At 63.9% G+C, this 14,519-nt stretch carries 15 protein-coding genes and 1 tRNA gene; 1 reads left to right on the top strand and 15 read right to left on the bottom strand.

Annotation, left to right across the window (positions count from 1 at the left end):
• Positions 1–69: 69 nt before the first annotated feature.
• The 8 genes from QM716_RS24325 to cspE form a co-directional block, all read right to left on the bottom strand.
• Positions 70–267 carry a hypothetical protein gene (locus tag QM716_RS24325; RefSeq protein ID WP_003946112.1) on the bottom strand — a complete coding sequence of 66 codons (198 nt, stop codon included), beginning with the start codon at positions 265–267 and terminating at the stop codon, positions 70–72.
• Between the two features lie 152 nt (positions 268–419).
• A complete protein-coding gene (locus tag QM716_RS24320) occupies positions 420–842 on the bottom strand; it encodes a DUF2752 domain-containing protein (protein WP_283306690.1) in 423 nt (140 codons plus the stop codon).
• 30 nt (positions 843–872) lie between these two features.
• A complete protein-coding gene (locus tag QM716_RS24315; RefSeq protein WP_283306689.1) occupies positions 873–1,433 on the bottom strand; it encodes an RDD family protein in 561 nt (186 codons plus the stop codon).
• 121 nt (positions 1,434–1,554) lie between these two features.
• Positions 1,555–1,627, bottom strand: a tRNA-Thr gene (locus QM716_RS24310).
• Between the two features lie 30 nt (positions 1,628–1,657).
• A complete protein-coding gene (locus tag QM716_RS24305; protein ID WP_283306688.1) occupies positions 1,658–2,887 on the bottom strand; it encodes a DNA polymerase III subunit delta' in 1,230 nt (409 codons plus the stop codon).
• A gap of 33 nt (positions 2,888–2,920) precedes the next feature.
• On the bottom strand, positions 2,921–5,851 hold the full coding sequence (gene topA / locus QM716_RS24300; RefSeq protein WP_283306687.1) for a type I DNA topoisomerase: 2,931 nt from the start codon (positions 5,849–5,851) through the stop codon (positions 2,921–2,923).
• 169 nt (positions 5,852–6,020) lie between these two features.
• Positions 6,021–6,605, bottom strand: coding sequence for a hypothetical protein (locus QM716_RS24295; RefSeq protein WP_283306686.1), 585 nt, complete (start codon positions 6,603–6,605; stop codon positions 6,021–6,023).
• Between the two features lie 185 nt (positions 6,606–6,790).
• Positions 6,791–6,994, bottom strand: a complete 204-nt coding sequence (gene cspE / locus QM716_RS24290; RefSeq protein ID WP_003946117.1) for a transcription antiterminator/RNA stability regulator CspE — start codon at positions 6,992–6,994, stop codon at positions 6,791–6,793.
• 456 nt (positions 6,995–7,450) lie between these two features.
• Here cspE and QM716_RS24285 point away from each other — a divergent pair, with 456 nt between their 5' ends.
• On the top strand, positions 7,451–9,739 hold the full coding sequence (locus tag QM716_RS24285; protein ID WP_283306708.1) for a DEAD/DEAH box helicase: 2,289 nt from the start codon (positions 7,451–7,453) through the stop codon (positions 9,737–9,739).
• A gap of 7 nt (positions 9,740–9,746) precedes the next feature.
• Here the strand turns inward: QM716_RS24285 and QM716_RS24280 are convergent, their stop codons facing one another.
• From QM716_RS24280 to ssd, 7 genes are all read right to left on the bottom strand, one after another.
• A complete protein-coding gene (locus tag QM716_RS24280; protein ID WP_283306685.1) occupies positions 9,747–10,097 on the bottom strand; it encodes an Rv3654c family TadE-like protein in 351 nt (116 codons plus the stop codon).
• On the bottom strand, positions 10,094–10,453 hold the full coding sequence (locus QM716_RS24275) for a TadE family type IV pilus minor pilin (RefSeq protein ID WP_283306684.1): 360 nt from the start codon (positions 10,451–10,453) through the stop codon (positions 10,094–10,096). The genes QM716_RS24280 and QM716_RS24275 overlap by 4 nt, the downstream gene beginning before the upstream one ends.
• Entirely contained in the window at positions 10,453–10,656 is a 204-nt protein-coding gene (locus QM716_RS24270) for a DUF4244 domain-containing protein (protein ID WP_230816494.1), read from the bottom strand. The genes QM716_RS24275 and QM716_RS24270 overlap by 1 nt, the downstream gene beginning before the upstream one ends.
• Positions 10,657–10,721: 65 nt before the next feature.
• Positions 10,722–11,306 (bottom strand): type II secretion system F family protein, encoded by a 585-nt coding sequence (locus QM716_RS24265; protein ID WP_283306683.1) that lies wholly within the window; start codon positions 11,304–11,306, stop codon positions 10,722–10,724.
• Complete coding sequence (locus QM716_RS24260; RefSeq protein WP_283306682.1) at positions 11,303–12,091, bottom strand: type II secretion system F family protein; 789 nt, start codon at positions 12,089–12,091, stop codon at positions 11,303–11,305. The genes QM716_RS24265 and QM716_RS24260 overlap by 4 nt, the downstream gene beginning before the upstream one ends.
• Positions 12,088–13,269, bottom strand: a complete 1,182-nt coding sequence (locus QM716_RS24255) for a TadA family conjugal transfer-associated ATPase (RefSeq protein ID WP_283306681.1) — start codon at positions 13,267–13,269, stop codon at positions 12,088–12,090. The genes QM716_RS24260 and QM716_RS24255 overlap by 4 nt, the downstream gene beginning before the upstream one ends.
• Positions 13,266–14,360: a septum site-determining protein Ssd gene (ssd, locus tag QM716_RS24250; protein ID WP_283306680.1), complete on the bottom strand. Its 1,095-nt coding sequence runs from the start codon at positions 14,358–14,360 to the stop codon at positions 13,266–13,268. Before ssd ends, QM716_RS24255 begins: the two co-directional genes overlap by 4 nt.
• Positions 14,361–14,519 lie beyond the last annotated feature (159 nt).

Raw genomic sequence — 14,519 nt, 5'->3', positions numbered from 1 at the left:
CTGGACAAAGTTACGCGAAGATCAACACAACACCAAATCGCCAGGTCAGAGCACTGCGGTCGGTAAACTTCACGGAACCCAGTACCTCTCGGCCAGTTCTTCGACGATCGGATCGCCTTCTTCGGCCTGTTCCAAGGCTTCGAGGTCGTCGTTGATCGACACCAACCGGGGATCGTCACCCTCAGCTTCCTGAATCGGGTGCCGACCGTCCTCGGCGAGTTGCCGCAGCAGCTTCTCCTTGACACGAGCTTTCAACGAATCAGCCATACCGCCAGCATGTTCCCCGCCGGCCCAGTTGTCGAGGCCTACTCGTCGTCCTTCTTGCCGAAGACACGTCGTGCCGTCGGAATCAGAATGATCAGCGCGCCGAGCAGAACGATGAGCGAAAAAACCTGCATTGCCATGTCGACCTCTTACCGTCACGCCGGCGCGAGCCAGCTCCCCCACGGGGTGTTTCGAACAACCGTAAATGCAACGAGAACTCCGAGCACCACGATCGTCACGGTCGGCCGAAGCACGATCATGCGATCCCGCGTGCCTTTCCAGCGGCGCACTGTCCAAGCGATCCACGCGATCACCAATACCGCGACAAACGGCACGATCAAGATATTGCTGGACACTGCGGCACCAAGATCCAGATTAGTCAGGTCATTGACCGCACGAAGGCCACCACACGCCGGGCACCACAATCCCGTCAACGCGTACATCGGACAAACGCCGTAACTACCCGCACTGTGGGGATCGCGGAAATGGAGAACCGCGGCGGCCGTCGCGGCCACGGCAGCGACACCGACGGGTGCGGCCAGCGCGCGTCGTCGACTTGCCAGCGCTTCCAACTCCATGGCACCCACTGTAAGAGACCCCGGCAGCGACTAGCTCGCGCGAACGACTACCGATCGAACCACCATGTCGTGCCAGCACTGGTGCTTCGGGTCCCAGAGCGGCCAGAGATAGTTGAGGAAGCAGGCGCCACCCAGGATCGCCATCAAGATCCAACGAAGCAGCGCCACCACCGGGCCGAGAGGTACACCGTCAGACTCCCGAATCACAGAAATCCCCAGCCACTTCTTGCCGAGCGTCTGTCCGGTGTTTCCTTGTCTGAAGACGAGATTCCACACCTCGATCAAGAAGATGGCCAGTATGCCGACGACCATAACGATTATGCCGACCGGATTGCCGCCCTCAGCGCTCACGCTGCCGTCGTCGTATGTGGTCACTTCGGATCCGGAGAACGCGATCACCGCCCCGATGATCGCGAGGATGACGCCGGGAAGCGGAACGACAAAGCCGTCGAGGATTGACGCGAGAACACGAGAGATCCACGTTGCGTACGGATAGGCGGGCGTCGGTGACTGGTAGCCCTGCGGCGGCATCTGCCCGTACGGCGGCGGATTCTGCGGTGGTTGGCCTGATCCCCAGTTCTGATCCGACATCGAAGTCTCCCCTGCTCAGGCACGTGTTGGCCAGAATCAGGATAAACCGCACATACGTAAGAAGTGGGGACAAATGACAAGAGCCCCACATCCGGATTTCCGGGTGCGGGGCTCTTGGCTGAGCTGCCTGAGAGAATCGAACTCTCGACCTTTTCATTACGAGTGAAATGCTCTACCGACTGAGCTAAGGCAGCGTGCCTTTCGGCGGTGGCGAGTCTATCTGGTCAACCCCCGGATCGCGAAAACGGGGGTCTGAAAGAGGCTCCGATGGAAGCGACCATCGCGTCGAGCGCCCACTGCAACTTGACGTTGAAGTCGACAGCCTCACGGCATTCGAGCACCGCTTCGATGCACTTCAGCAACCCCTCCGGGGACGTTCGGGCAGCCAACTCGGCGGCCTGACGAGCCATGTCGGGATGGGTCGCCGTCGACGTCGATCCCAGTGAGTAGGAAAGTGCGTCCCGGTACATGCCGGCCAGGTCGATCAGGGTCCGGTCGAGGAGATCGCGGCGGGCCCGCGTGTCACGCGATTTCTGACGCGCTTCGAGGTCTTTGATCAGACCAGCCGATCCGCGCAGAGTCCCGGCCGTTCCCTTGCCGGTACCACCGCCACCCAACGAGACCTTGAGCTCTTCGAGTTCCTGTTCTTTGAGTTCGGCGTAGAACGCCTTGGTGTCGGCCTCGATCGACTTCACCAGGTTCTCGGCGGCCTTGTAGGCCGTCGACGCACCGATAGCGTCAGCAGCTAGCCGCAACGAACGCTGACGCTCGTCCCGCGCACTGTCGTCGGTAGCAAGGCGCCGCGCCCGACCGACATGTCCACCGCTGATCGATGCGGCGATTCTCGCCCGCTCCGGATCCAGGCCGTCGCGGTCGATCAGCACCTGAGCGATCGATTCGACGGACGGCGTCACCAACGGCATGTGCCGGCACCGCGAGCGCAAGGTGACGGACATGTCTTCCGGATCGGTCGTTGGCGCGCAGAGCAGGATGACCGTGCGGTCCGGTGGCTCCTCGACAACCTTCAGGAGTGCGTTGGCCGCGCCTTCGGTCAAACGATCGGCGTCCTCGACCACGATGACCTGCCACCGCCCCGTCGTCGGCCGACGCGAAGCGATGTTGACTATCTCGCGCATGCCTTTGACGCTGATGCTCAGGCCGTCGGGGATGATCCGTCGTACGTCACCGTGGGTGCCGCCCATCGTCGTCGTACACGCATGGCACTCACCGCACCCTGGTGCACCCTCGGAGGTGCATTGCAGGGCTGCGGCGAAGCAGAGAGCAGCAACCGAACGACCCGAGCCAGGTGGCCCGGTGAACAGCCACGCGTGAGTCATTTCCGAGCCGCTGGAATCGCCGCGAGCCGACAGTGCAGCATCACGCAGACTTTTCTCGACGTCGTGCTGACCCACCAGCCGACCGAACACACCTCGTTCGGCCACTTCAGTACTCATGCAAAAACCCTAACCGTCGGCACCGACGAAGCCCTACGAGTCCTTCTTCGCCGGAGCCTTCTTGGCAGCTGCCTTCTTTGCCGGGGCCTTCTTGGCGGCTGTCTTCTTGGCAGCGGCCTTCTTCGCCGGAGCCTTCTTGGCTGCTGCCTTTTTCTTGACCGGGCCGCGAGCACGACGATCAGCCAGCAACTCCGACGCACGAGCATCGGAAATGGATTCGACGTCGTCGTCCTTGCGAAGGCTGGCGTTGGTCTCGCCGTCGGTGACGTACGGACCGAAACGGCCGTCCTTGATCACCATCGGCTTCTCGCTGACCGGATCGACGCCCAGCTCACGCAACGGAGGCGTTGCCGAGGCCTGACGCCCACGACGCTTCGGCTCGGCGTAGATCTTGAGCGCCTCGTCGAGAGTGACGGTGAACATCTGCTCTTCGTTGGCGAGCGAACGCGAGTCCGTGCCCTTTTTCAGGTACGGACCGTAACGGCCGTTCTGCGCAGTGATCTCTTCCTTCGATTCCGGGTCGACACCCACGACGCGAGGAAGCGACAACAGACGGAGCGCATCTTCCAAGGTGATCGTCGCCAAGTCCATGGACTTGAGCAGCGACCCCGTCCGCGGCTTGGGGCCCGCGACCTTCTTGGCAGCCTTCTTCGCCGGCGCCTTCTTGGCCGCGGCCTTCTTCACCGCAGTCTTGGTACTGCCCGAACTGATTTCTTCCGGCTCGGGAACGGGAACAATGTCCGGTTCCGGTTCGGCCGGAGGCTCGGGCAGGATCTCAGTCACGTAGGGACCGAAGCGGCCTTCCTTCGCGACGATCTCGTGGCCCGTCAATGGGTCGACGCCCAGCTTGCGGCCCTCCTGAGGCGTCGAGAACAGCTTCTCGGCGTACTCGGGGGTGAGTTCGTCCGGCGGCAGGTCATCGGGAAGATTGGCCCGCTGCGAGATCTGATCGCCTTCGGGATCATCCGGATTCTGAACCATGCGCTCGAGGTAGGGGCCGAATCGGCCGACACGCACGTGAACCTCGCGGCCCTCGGCGTCGTCGAAGAGACGGATGGAGTTGACCTCGCGGGCGTCGATCTCCTCGAGGTTGACGCCGACCATCTTCTTCAGGCCGCCCTCGCGGGCCACCGAACCTTCTGCGCCTGTCTCGCCGCCGAAGTAGAAGCTGCTCAGCCAGTTGCCACGCTGCTCACGGCCGCCGGCGATCGCGTCGAGATCGTCTTCCATTCCGGCCGTGAAGTCGAAGTCGACCAAACGGCCGAAGTGCACCTCGAGCAGTCCGATGACGGCAAACGCCACCCAGGACGGAACCAGTGCGCTGCCACGTTTGTAGACGTATCCGCGATCGAGGATGGTCTTGATGATCGACGAGTAGGTCGAAGGACGGCCGATGCCGAGTTCTTCGAGCGTCTTGATCAGGCTGGCTTCTGTGTAGCGAGCGGGCGGGTTGGTGCTGTGCCCGTCGGGATCGAGCTTGGTCGCCGTGACTTCCTGACCCTTGACCAGTACCGGAAGCCTGGATTCGGCGTCGTCGGACTGACCGCCGGCCTCTTCGTCGACACTTTCGACGTAAGCCTTGAGGAAGCCCGCGAACACGATGGTGCAACCTGAAGCGGAGAACGTGCAGTCCTCACCGGTGCCTGCTGTGCCGGAGATGCGAAGAGTCAGCGTCGTACCGCGGGCGTCGGCCATCTGCGAAGCGACGGTCCGCTGCCAGATGAGTTCGTACAGCTTGAACTCGTCGGAGTCGAGCTTGGAGTGCAACTGACCCGGGGTCTGGAACACGTCACCAGCGGGGCGGATCGCCTCGTGGGCTTCCTGCGCGTTCTTGACCTTGCGGGTGTACTGACGCGGCGTCGGATGGACGTATTCAGGACCGTACAACTCGGTGGCCTGCGCACGAGCGGCAGCGATCGCCGACTCCGAGAGCGTCGTCGAGTCGGTACGCATGTAAGTGATGTAGCCGTTTTCGTACAGACGCTGCGCGATACGCATGGCGCGCTCGGACGTGAAACGAAGCTTGCGTCCGGCCTCCTGCTGGAGCGTCGACGTCATGAACGGCGGGTACGGCTTGCGGGTGTACGGCTTGTCCTCGGCGGACGACACCGTGAGGTCGACGCCCTGCAACGCTTCCGCGAGACGACGCGCATAGGCCTCGTCGAGCACGGTGACCGCGCTGCCCTTGAGCTTTCCGTCAGCTCCGAAATCACGGCCGGACGCGACACGCGAACCGTCGACGGAGACGAGGCGAGCACCGAAACTACGCGGACTGGCCTCTGCACCGGCGTCGAGCGTCGCGGAAATGTCCCAGTACGACGCCGACTTGAACGCCATGCGCTCGCGTTCGCGCTGGACGATGACGCGAGTGGCCACCGACTGGACGCGGCCGGCCGAGAGCTTCGGCATGACCTTTTTCCAGAGAACCGGGCTTACCTCGTAACCGTAGAGACGGTCGAGGATGCGGCGGGTTTCCTGAGCATCGACGAGGTCGGTGTCGAGTTCGCGGGTGTCTTCGGCGGCAGCACGAATTGCCGGCTCGGTGATCTCGTGGAAGACCATTCGACGAACCGGAATCTTGGGCTTGAGAGTCTCGAGGAGATGCCAGGCGATTGCCTCGCCCTCGCGGTCGGGGTCAGTTGCGAGGAAGAGCTCGTCGGCGTCCTTCAACAGAGACTTGAGTTCGGCGACCTTGCCCTTCTTTTCCGGGCTCACGACATAGAGCGGCTCGAAGTCGTGATCGACGTTGACGCCGAGGCGGGCCCAGGACTCGCCCTTGTACTTGGCCGGAACGTCTGCTGCGCCGCGTGGCAGGTCGCGAATGTGACCGACCGACGCCTCGACGACGTAGTCCTTACCGAGGTAGGGAGCGATTTTGCGCGCCTTGGTCGGTGACTCGACGATCACGAGGCGACGAGGGTTACCGGACGCTCCCTGACCGCTGCCGTTGTCCGCTTTAGCCACCTGCTGCCCGAGCCTTCCTTTGGACGTTCACTGCCGTCGGCAGTTCTTCAGAACTAGACGTGTGGAGCAAGTTATACCCCGTGTCTCTCTTTACAGAGTGACATACCCGCAAGACATTCGTGCAGATCAGTACAGTATGGGCCCAGTCGGACACGCGGCATCGACACCGTCAGACGTGCGGCCAGGCGACCGAAGTGTCGATGTGTTTCGGCGCCTCACCGAGGTATTCGACGAGCTTTGTCAGTCTCTTCTTTCCCGACACACGGAGCCCCGGGCCCGGTGTCCGGTTACCCAGTTGGGTCGGCGCGATACCAACACGCATCAAGGCCTGAGCGAGCGGAGCGTGCGTCTCCTTGGCATGGGGGTCGAGGCCGAACACGAACCGTTCACCGCCTTCTTCGAGGCGGCCGGCGGCGACGGCCCAGACTCGGAGTTGGCGGGAGTTCGGCACCCAACCGACTGGCACTGCCTTCACCGCTCCCTTGGTCCACTGCACGGACAGCGGAAGTAGTGCGGGCGTCGACTGAGTACGCACGAGTGGACTGCCCTCGTCACTGCGCGTCACCTCGGCCCCGAGTCCACACTGCGCGATCAACTCGGCCACGGCCTGCGCTCTCCAGTCCCGATCCACGACGATCGAGATCCGGGCACGATCCTCCGAGGTCACGACCTGACCCGGTCCGGCCAGCATTCCGGCAAGGTCCGTCACGGCAGGTGGAATCGACTCGGCAGAGAAAAAGGACAGTTGGCTCACAGAGTGAAACGTAAGCCACGAAGGTATTGACGGCATAGACGACCGGCCGTGGTCGAACAGCTGCGTCCATTCACCCCGGACGGAGAAGGTACTTGCTTGCACCGAAAAGATTTGTCCCCCATCGCACAGATGCGATGGGGGACAAATACTGTCCGAACTATTCGCTCAGCAAGTGAGCGGAAAAATCAGACCGCGCGAACGCCGGTAGCCTGGGGACCCTTGGTGCCCTGGCCGACCTCGAACTCCACACGCTGGTTCTCCTCGAGGGTACGGAAGCCGTTGCCCTGAATTTCGGAGTAGTGAACGAAGACGTCTGCGGAACCGTCTTCGGGAGCGATGAAGCCGAAGCCCTTTTCAGCGTTGAACCACTTCACAGTGCCCTGTGCCATGCTTTTCCTTCTCTTTCTAACACCGGATTCGGTGAACAGCCCTTACAGTCCACCGGGCCGGTTCCGACCGCTGTACGTCTTTATTTCCCCCTCAGGAAAGGCAAGAGCACCGCGCCCGCAACAACGATCCTGCGAGCGTGCACTTTCTCAAGCCTACGAACACAGAAGCTGCGACCGATTGTCAGTCAACCATGTTCTCCGCGTGCACAACAGTCGAAATCGGAACTAAAAACGTTAAAAGTTCGCTACGAGAAAAAAGCCCGCGATCGTGCTTTCCCGCGTGCGCGCCGACCACCCGGTTCCACCAAGACCGCTGGCCGTTGCGTATCATCAAAACTGCAGGTAGCGACAGTTTCCGATTGCCGTTACACCCCAACGCCGAGCCCGGAGAGTCACGTGAACGCACCTTCCCCGATCCCCGCCCCGGGAGGGAAGCCTGCCGAGACCTACGGGCAGATGCTGCTCGATCGCGTCGTCGCCGGGGTCAGTGGAAGCGAAAAACCACTGATGTTCACCGCGCAGTTACCTGCCCGCGTAGCCGAGTTCACCGAATGGCCGGAGTGGGTGCACCCCAGCGTCGTACGCGCGCTCGCCGAACACAGCGTCCGGTCCCCGTGGATCCACCAGAGTGAGGCCGCCGGCCTCGCATACGACGGAAAACACGTGGTCGTAGCCACCGGTACGGCGTCGGGTAAGTCTCTGGCATACCAACTCCCGGTGCTGACGGCGATGGCAACCGATCCGCTCGCAACTGCCCTCTACCTCTCCCCCACCAAAGCGCTGGGTTCAGATCAACTGCGAGCAGTGCTGTCCCTCACCGACTTCGACGTCGAACTTCGCAGCACCAACGCCAGTGCGTACGACGGCGACACCTCGCAAGAACTCCGCACCTGGGCACGCGAGAACTCGCGCTGGCTCTTCACCAACCCCGACATGATCCACATTTCACTGCTCCGGACCCATCAGCGATGGGCGCACTTCTTCCGCAACCTGAAATACGTGATCATCGACGAATGCCACTCCTACAGGGGAGTCTTCGGATCGAACGTAGCGCTCGTGATCCGGCGACTGCGCAGGATTGCAGCCCGTTACGGCGCCGAACCCACCTTCATCCTGGCCAGCGCAACCACGGCAGATCCCGGCGCGGCGGCCTCGCGACTGATCGGCGCCCACTGCGCCGAGGTCACGGAAGACGGATCGCCGCACGGCCCACGCACCGTCGCACTGTGGGAACCGCCGCTGCTCGAAGCATTGACCGGCGAAAACGGTAGCCCGGTACGACGTCCCGCCGGCGCGGAAGCAGCGCGGATCATGGCCGACCTCATGATCGAGGGCGCCCGCACTCTCACCTTCGTTCGCTCCCGCCGCGGCGCCGAATTGACCGCGATGGCCACCAAACGTCTACTCGCAGAGGTGGACCCGGAGCTCGCCGAGCGAGTTGCGTCGTATCGCGCCGGATATCTGGCCGAGGACCGACGCGAACTGGAAGCTGCACTCGCCGACGGCACACTGCTGGGCGCAGCCACCACCAACGCACTGGAGCTCGGCGTCGACATCGCAGGCCTCGACGCCGTTGTCGTGGCGGGCTTCCCGGGCACCGTCGCGTCGTTCTGGCAGCAGGCCGGTCGCTCCGGGCGACGCGGTGAGGGTTCACTCGTCGTGTTGATCGCCCGCGACGATCCACTCGACACCTACCTCGTTCACCATCCGTCGGCAGTACTGGACAAACCCGTCGAGGCGACGGTGACAGATCCGGGAAATCCGTACGTTCTAGGACCACAACTTCTCTGCGCTGCAATGGAACTCCCCCTTTCCGACGCCGAGGTGGACGCATTCGGGGCTCTCGAGGTTCTGACCAGACTGTCGGAGGACGGCAAGATCCGGCGCCGAAAGCACGGATGGTTCGTCACCGCTGATTCGAACCCCCACGGCTCTTTGGACATTCGCGGCGGTATCGGAACACAGGTGGCCATTGTCGACGGTGAATCCGGCCGGATGCTCGGCACTGTCGACGCGGGCCGCGCTCCCGCCACAGTTCATCCCGGCGCCGTCCACATCCACCAAGGCGAGACCTACGTCGTCGACGAACTGGACCTCGACGTCGGACTTGCACTGGTACACACCGAGAATCCGGACTGGACCACCTCGGCCCGCGAGACCACCGAAATCACGATTACCGAACAACTCGAGCACAAGAACTACGGCGACATCGCCGTCGCTCTCGTCCAGGTCGAGGTGACACATCAAGTCGTCGGATACCTACGACGGTTGACTTCGGGTGAAGTCCTCGACTCGATCGAACTCGACATGCCCGCACACACTTTGCCCACCAGGGCAGTGATGTACACGGTCACGCCGGAACTTCTCGAATCCATCGGGGTGCCGCCCGAACGGTTCCCCGGATCACTGCATGCCGCCGAACATGCAGCGATCGGACTTCTGCCGCTGGTGGCGATCTGCGACCGCGGAGACATCGGCGGAGTATCGACCGCGATGCACGCGGACACCGGGCTCCCGACGGTCTTCGTCTACGACGGTCATGCCGGCGGCGCCGGATTCGCCGACCGGGGGCACAGCGAACTGTCACGATGGCTCACCGCGACGCGGGACGCCATCCTGTCTTGCGAATGCGCTCACGGCTGCCCGTCCTGCGTCTATTCACCCAAGTGCGGCAACGGAAACGATCCGCTCGACAAGGACGGTGCGGTGAAGGTTCTGACCGCCGTCATCGACACGATCAGCTGAAACGCGATCAGCTGACCGGACCCGCACGAGCGTAAGCCTGCGCATCACGGATTCCGAAGCCCGACAACAACACCGGTGCGCGTATCTCGACGACTACATCCCACCCCTGGACGTCGCACTCCTCGAGCACCGTACGCATCCGCTCCGCGATCACCGCGGACATCTCACACGCCGCCTCGTCACCGCCGTCCAAGGCGCCCGCCCCGCCGAGGGCAGAAAGATCAGCCGCCGACTGCGCCGTGTGCCTGGCCACCACCGCGGACCCGACATGCAGTATCCCGCCGGTCACCAGCACGATCGCCGCCAGAATGCAGCATGCCAGAACCGTGGCAACACCCTCGTCGTCACGTAGGTTCACCCCTCCCCCACCCCTGGCTCGACTGCTGCCACCGCCTCGGAAGAAATATCGACCAACGGCAGCAACGTACTTTCGGCGCTGACGACAGCCACCGCAAAGCCGTCCACGATCTCCACCGAGACAGATGCACCATCGGGAGCGATCCGGCGGGCCGTGGTGACCGCAGACTCACGATCACCACGTGCCACCAGACGTGCAGCCTCACGAGCGGCGTCAACACACCGAACCTGCATCGACACCGCCAGGACTCCGCCGATACACAGCACGACCACAGTGACGATCGAAGCCAGGGCAATCGCGGCCTCGACCGTCACGGCGCCGTCGTCGGCTTGCCGAATACCTCTCGTGGACAACATCACACAGCCGTCTTGAGCGCCTTGTCGATGATGCCCGTCAGCGCGGAGACGATGGAGTCACCGGTGACCACGGTGTACAGGACGGCTCCGAACGCCGCCGCCGCAATCGTGCCGATCGCGTACTCCGCGGTGGACATGCCGTCGTCCTCGGCAACCAACAGGGCAAATCTGGCCGACACCGACCTCAACGTCTTCGAAATCATTGCTCCCCCTTCAATCGAAACCTGTGGCAGCACTTCTGCCGCAGGAGCTTTCACACGGAACCGGCTCACAGCAGGCCGTTACCGAGCACAGTCGTGGCAAGCCCGATCACCACTGGGACGATGCCCAAGGCGATGAAGGCGGGCAGGAAACACAGCCCGAGTGGGCCGCTGATCAACACTCCCGCGCGTTCGGCGGCAGCAGCAGCCCGATCCTCGGCCTCACCGCGACTATGCTCGGCGAGTTCGGTCATGGACGACGACAACGACGAACCCGAACGGGCAGAACGCCGAGCCATTCTGGCCAGAGCTTCGGTGTCCGGATCGAGTGCGGCTTCGCTCCACGCAGTATCGGGGTCGGCACCGAGCGCGAGGAGGTCGGCGACGCGACGAAGCGAGTCGGCCATCGTTTTCGGTGCCGTTGACGCCATCGCAGTGATCGCGGCGGAGACGGGAAGCCCAGCACGTAGGCAGGCTCCGAGAAGGTCGAGACTTGCTGCTACCGCCAGTGGATCCGGCTTGTCCGGGACCGAAACCGAAACTTCTGTTGTTGTGTCCGTGAACAGAATTCCCGCCGCCCTGACCGAAGCACCGCGACGAGTGGGAATGACCACGAGCGCCAATGCGATCATCGCCGCCGACATCCAGTTCACGACGTCACCTTCGCAGTTATCTGATCGGTCCAGAGCAAACCAGCTGAGACACAAGCAGTTCCGATCACGAGGAGCACGCCGCCGAGCCCACCTCCGAACAGCACGCGCAACGGCGACGCACCCATCAACTGCCCGAGCCCGATCCCCAGCAGTGGCAGAAAAGCCAGCACCGCAGCGGTCGCCCGAGCGCCCGCCAACCCGGCTTCGGTGCGTTGACGGAAGCGTCTACGTCCCAGCATGTCCGTCCGGACGGCGCCGAGTAGTTCCGCCAGAGCCAGCCCATGTTGGTCTGCGACCCGCCAGACGGATCCGATGCGGGAGAACTCACGCTCGATGCACGAATCCGGTACCGCGAAGGCCGCTGCGGCAGAACCGCCGAGACGCGCTCTCGCCCCAGCGGACCGGAACACCGCGCTCACTTCGCCGGTACATTCTTCGCCTGCAACAGAACTGGCCGTCGCAGGATGTGCGCCGACGCTCAACTCTGCGATCAGCACCTCCAAACCGGCGAGCAGCATCTTCTGTGAGAGGTCCCGGTTTTCGGCCGCCTTCGCGCGTCGGCCGCGGAAGGTCAGGGTTCCGACGAGGACGACCGCCGCGCACCCTGCCGGAAGACCTCCGAGAACCCATGCAGCCGAAATCGCAAGAAATGCGGCGACGAGCTCCCACGGAATCTGCCGGGAGGGCTTGTGGATACTCGGGGTGTACGTCGCGAGCCGAGCGCGTGAATCCCGCACCGGCGCAATCGAGACTGCCAACGCGATGGCCAAGAGTGAAACTGTCACGTCACGACCTCCCGATTACGAAGCCGGAACATCCGCTCGAGCCTCTCACGACCCGAACCGCCGTCCGGCCACGCCTGCATGATTCGTACGTATCCGTCCGCACCGCGGTCGATGACACCGATCTGTTCGAGACGCCTCGATCCGTCGGCCAATCTGTGCACGTGCAGGATCACTTGAACCGCCGCGGCAAGTTGACTGTGCAACGCGTGGCGATCCATACCGCCGAGCGCAGCCAACGCCTCGAGCCTGGCAGGCACCTCTTCGGGCGAATTGGCGTGGACGGTACCGGCCCCGCCGTCGTGGCCGGTGTTCATCGCCGTGAGCAGATCCGTCACCTCTGCTCCGCGAACCTCACCGACGACGATGCGATCGGGACGCATCCGCAGAGCCTGCCGCACCAGATCGCGCACCGTCACCTCTCCGACGCCCTCCACGTTGGGAGCTCTGGCCACGAGGCGGACGACGTGCGGATGCGGCGGCGCGAGTTCGGCCGCGTCCTCGACGCAGACAATTCGCTCGCGCGGGTCGACGGCACCGAGCATCGCGGACAACAACGTGGTCTTTCCCGCGCCAGTCCCGCCGATCACCAGAAAAGCCAAGCGAGAAGAGATGATGTGATTCAGGAGTTCGCGCGCGTCCGGTTCCACGGCGCCGTGAGCGCACAGCGCGTCGAGGCCCTGTGTCGCCGGCCGCAGCACTCGCAGTGACACGCAGGTTCCGCCCTGGGCCACCGGTGCGAGGACGGCATGCAGTCGCACCCCGAAGTGCCCGTCGCCGACACCCCGCAGGCGCCCGTCGACCCACGGTTGGGCATCGTCGAGGCGTCGACCTGCCGACAGCGCCAACCGTTGCGCCAGTCGACGCACAGCTGCCTCGTCGGTGAACCGCACCGCTGCCCTTTCGAGGCCGACCCCGCGGTCCACCCAGACCTGATCCGGCGCGGTCACCAGTACGTCGGCGACACCGGGTTCGTGCAACAGCGGTTCGAGCGGCCCTGCGCCCGTCAGTTCCGTCTGGAGCACCCTGACGACCTCCAACAGATCCGTGTCCGCCAGAACGCCCGAGGACTCGGCTCGTACGGCATCGGCAACGGTGGCTGCCGTCGGCTCGGCGACCGACAACGCCGTCAATCGCTCGCGAACTCGGTCGAGCAGTTCGGCCGTGACCAACGCACTCATGCCGCAGCCCTGCGGGGGCGTACTCCGGATTCGACGGCATCGAGTATCGCTGTTGCCGCGGTGCTCAACGGACACCCGCGGGTCAATTCGAGCCCGCCGCGCTCGAGCATCGGTGCCAGTGAGCGGTGACCGCGCATCACGGCCGTCAGGGGAAGGCCGAGCATGTCCGCCACGTCGGCGCCGCGTAGCCCACCCGGCGCCGGCCCACGCACGACGAGTCCGACGTTGGAGTTGTGTCGCACCACCCAGGCCCCGACCTTCTCGGCAGCGACACACGCGGCCACGGTGGCCGGAACCACCACGAGGACAAAATCCGAGATCTCCAGGACGGCCTGGCCGACTTCGCTGGGGTGACGCGGCACGTCGCAGACCACGAGTCCGCCGGATCTGCGGCCTGCATCCGTCACGGCGCGAACAGCGGTCACCGTCGGACCGTCGATCTCCCGCCGACTGCTCGCCAGAACCCGCAAGAACTTTCCCTTTGCCGGCAACGCATCACGCAGCGCATCCGGGGCCAACCGTCCGCCCTCGACGGTCAGTGCACCCCAGCGCAATCCGGGGGCAGTCTCGATACCCAACAGGACATCGGCGCCGGAACCGAGTGCGTCGACGTCCACCAGGAGTGTCGGGACGTGACGCGCCGCCGACGTCAGCGCGACAGCCGCCGCAGTTGCCGAAGCTCCGCCGCCGCCACAACCACCCACCACGCTCACGACGGTGCCGTCACCACCCACGTCGACGTGGTCGGCCAGAACTGCGACCAACGCGTTCTCCTCTTCGGGCAGAGACAGGACGCTGTCGGCTCCGATCGCTGTGGCGCTCTTCCAATCGTCGACGGTCGGTGTGCCGTCGCATACGAGGAACACTCGCGTTCGCCTCGGGGAACGAGCCAGTGCATCGCGCGCAGCCGACGCGTCCAATACGACCGCCGAGGCTCGGTTCCACTGTTGCCGGGACACGGGATGCTCGGCCTCGTCCAGACGGCGGTCCACCGCGGCAGCAACGCGTCGCACACTCGCGAGGACCTTCGCGTCGTCGACGAGAACCAGAATGCAAGCGCCGGTTTCCCGAGAATTGATCGTCGTGTTCATGACTACAGAGCCTGAACGAGCACGGGCACCGAAAACAGTGCGGTGAACGACCCTGTGGACAACTACGAAGTTGTGGAGAAACGGGCCTGAGACAGAGGACGACCCCCACCAATGGGGGGAGGAGGCGGGGGCCGTCTGAGTTCAGCCCCGGGGGGTCGG

The sequence above is a fragment of the Rhodococcus sp. IEGM 1409 genome (assembly GCF_030056735.1).
GTDB lineage: Bacteria > Actinomycetota > Actinomycetes > Mycobacteriales > Mycobacteriaceae > Rhodococcus_F.
Note: the sequence above shows the minus strand (reverse complement) of the source record. Positions and strands in the feature narration are given on the sequence as shown.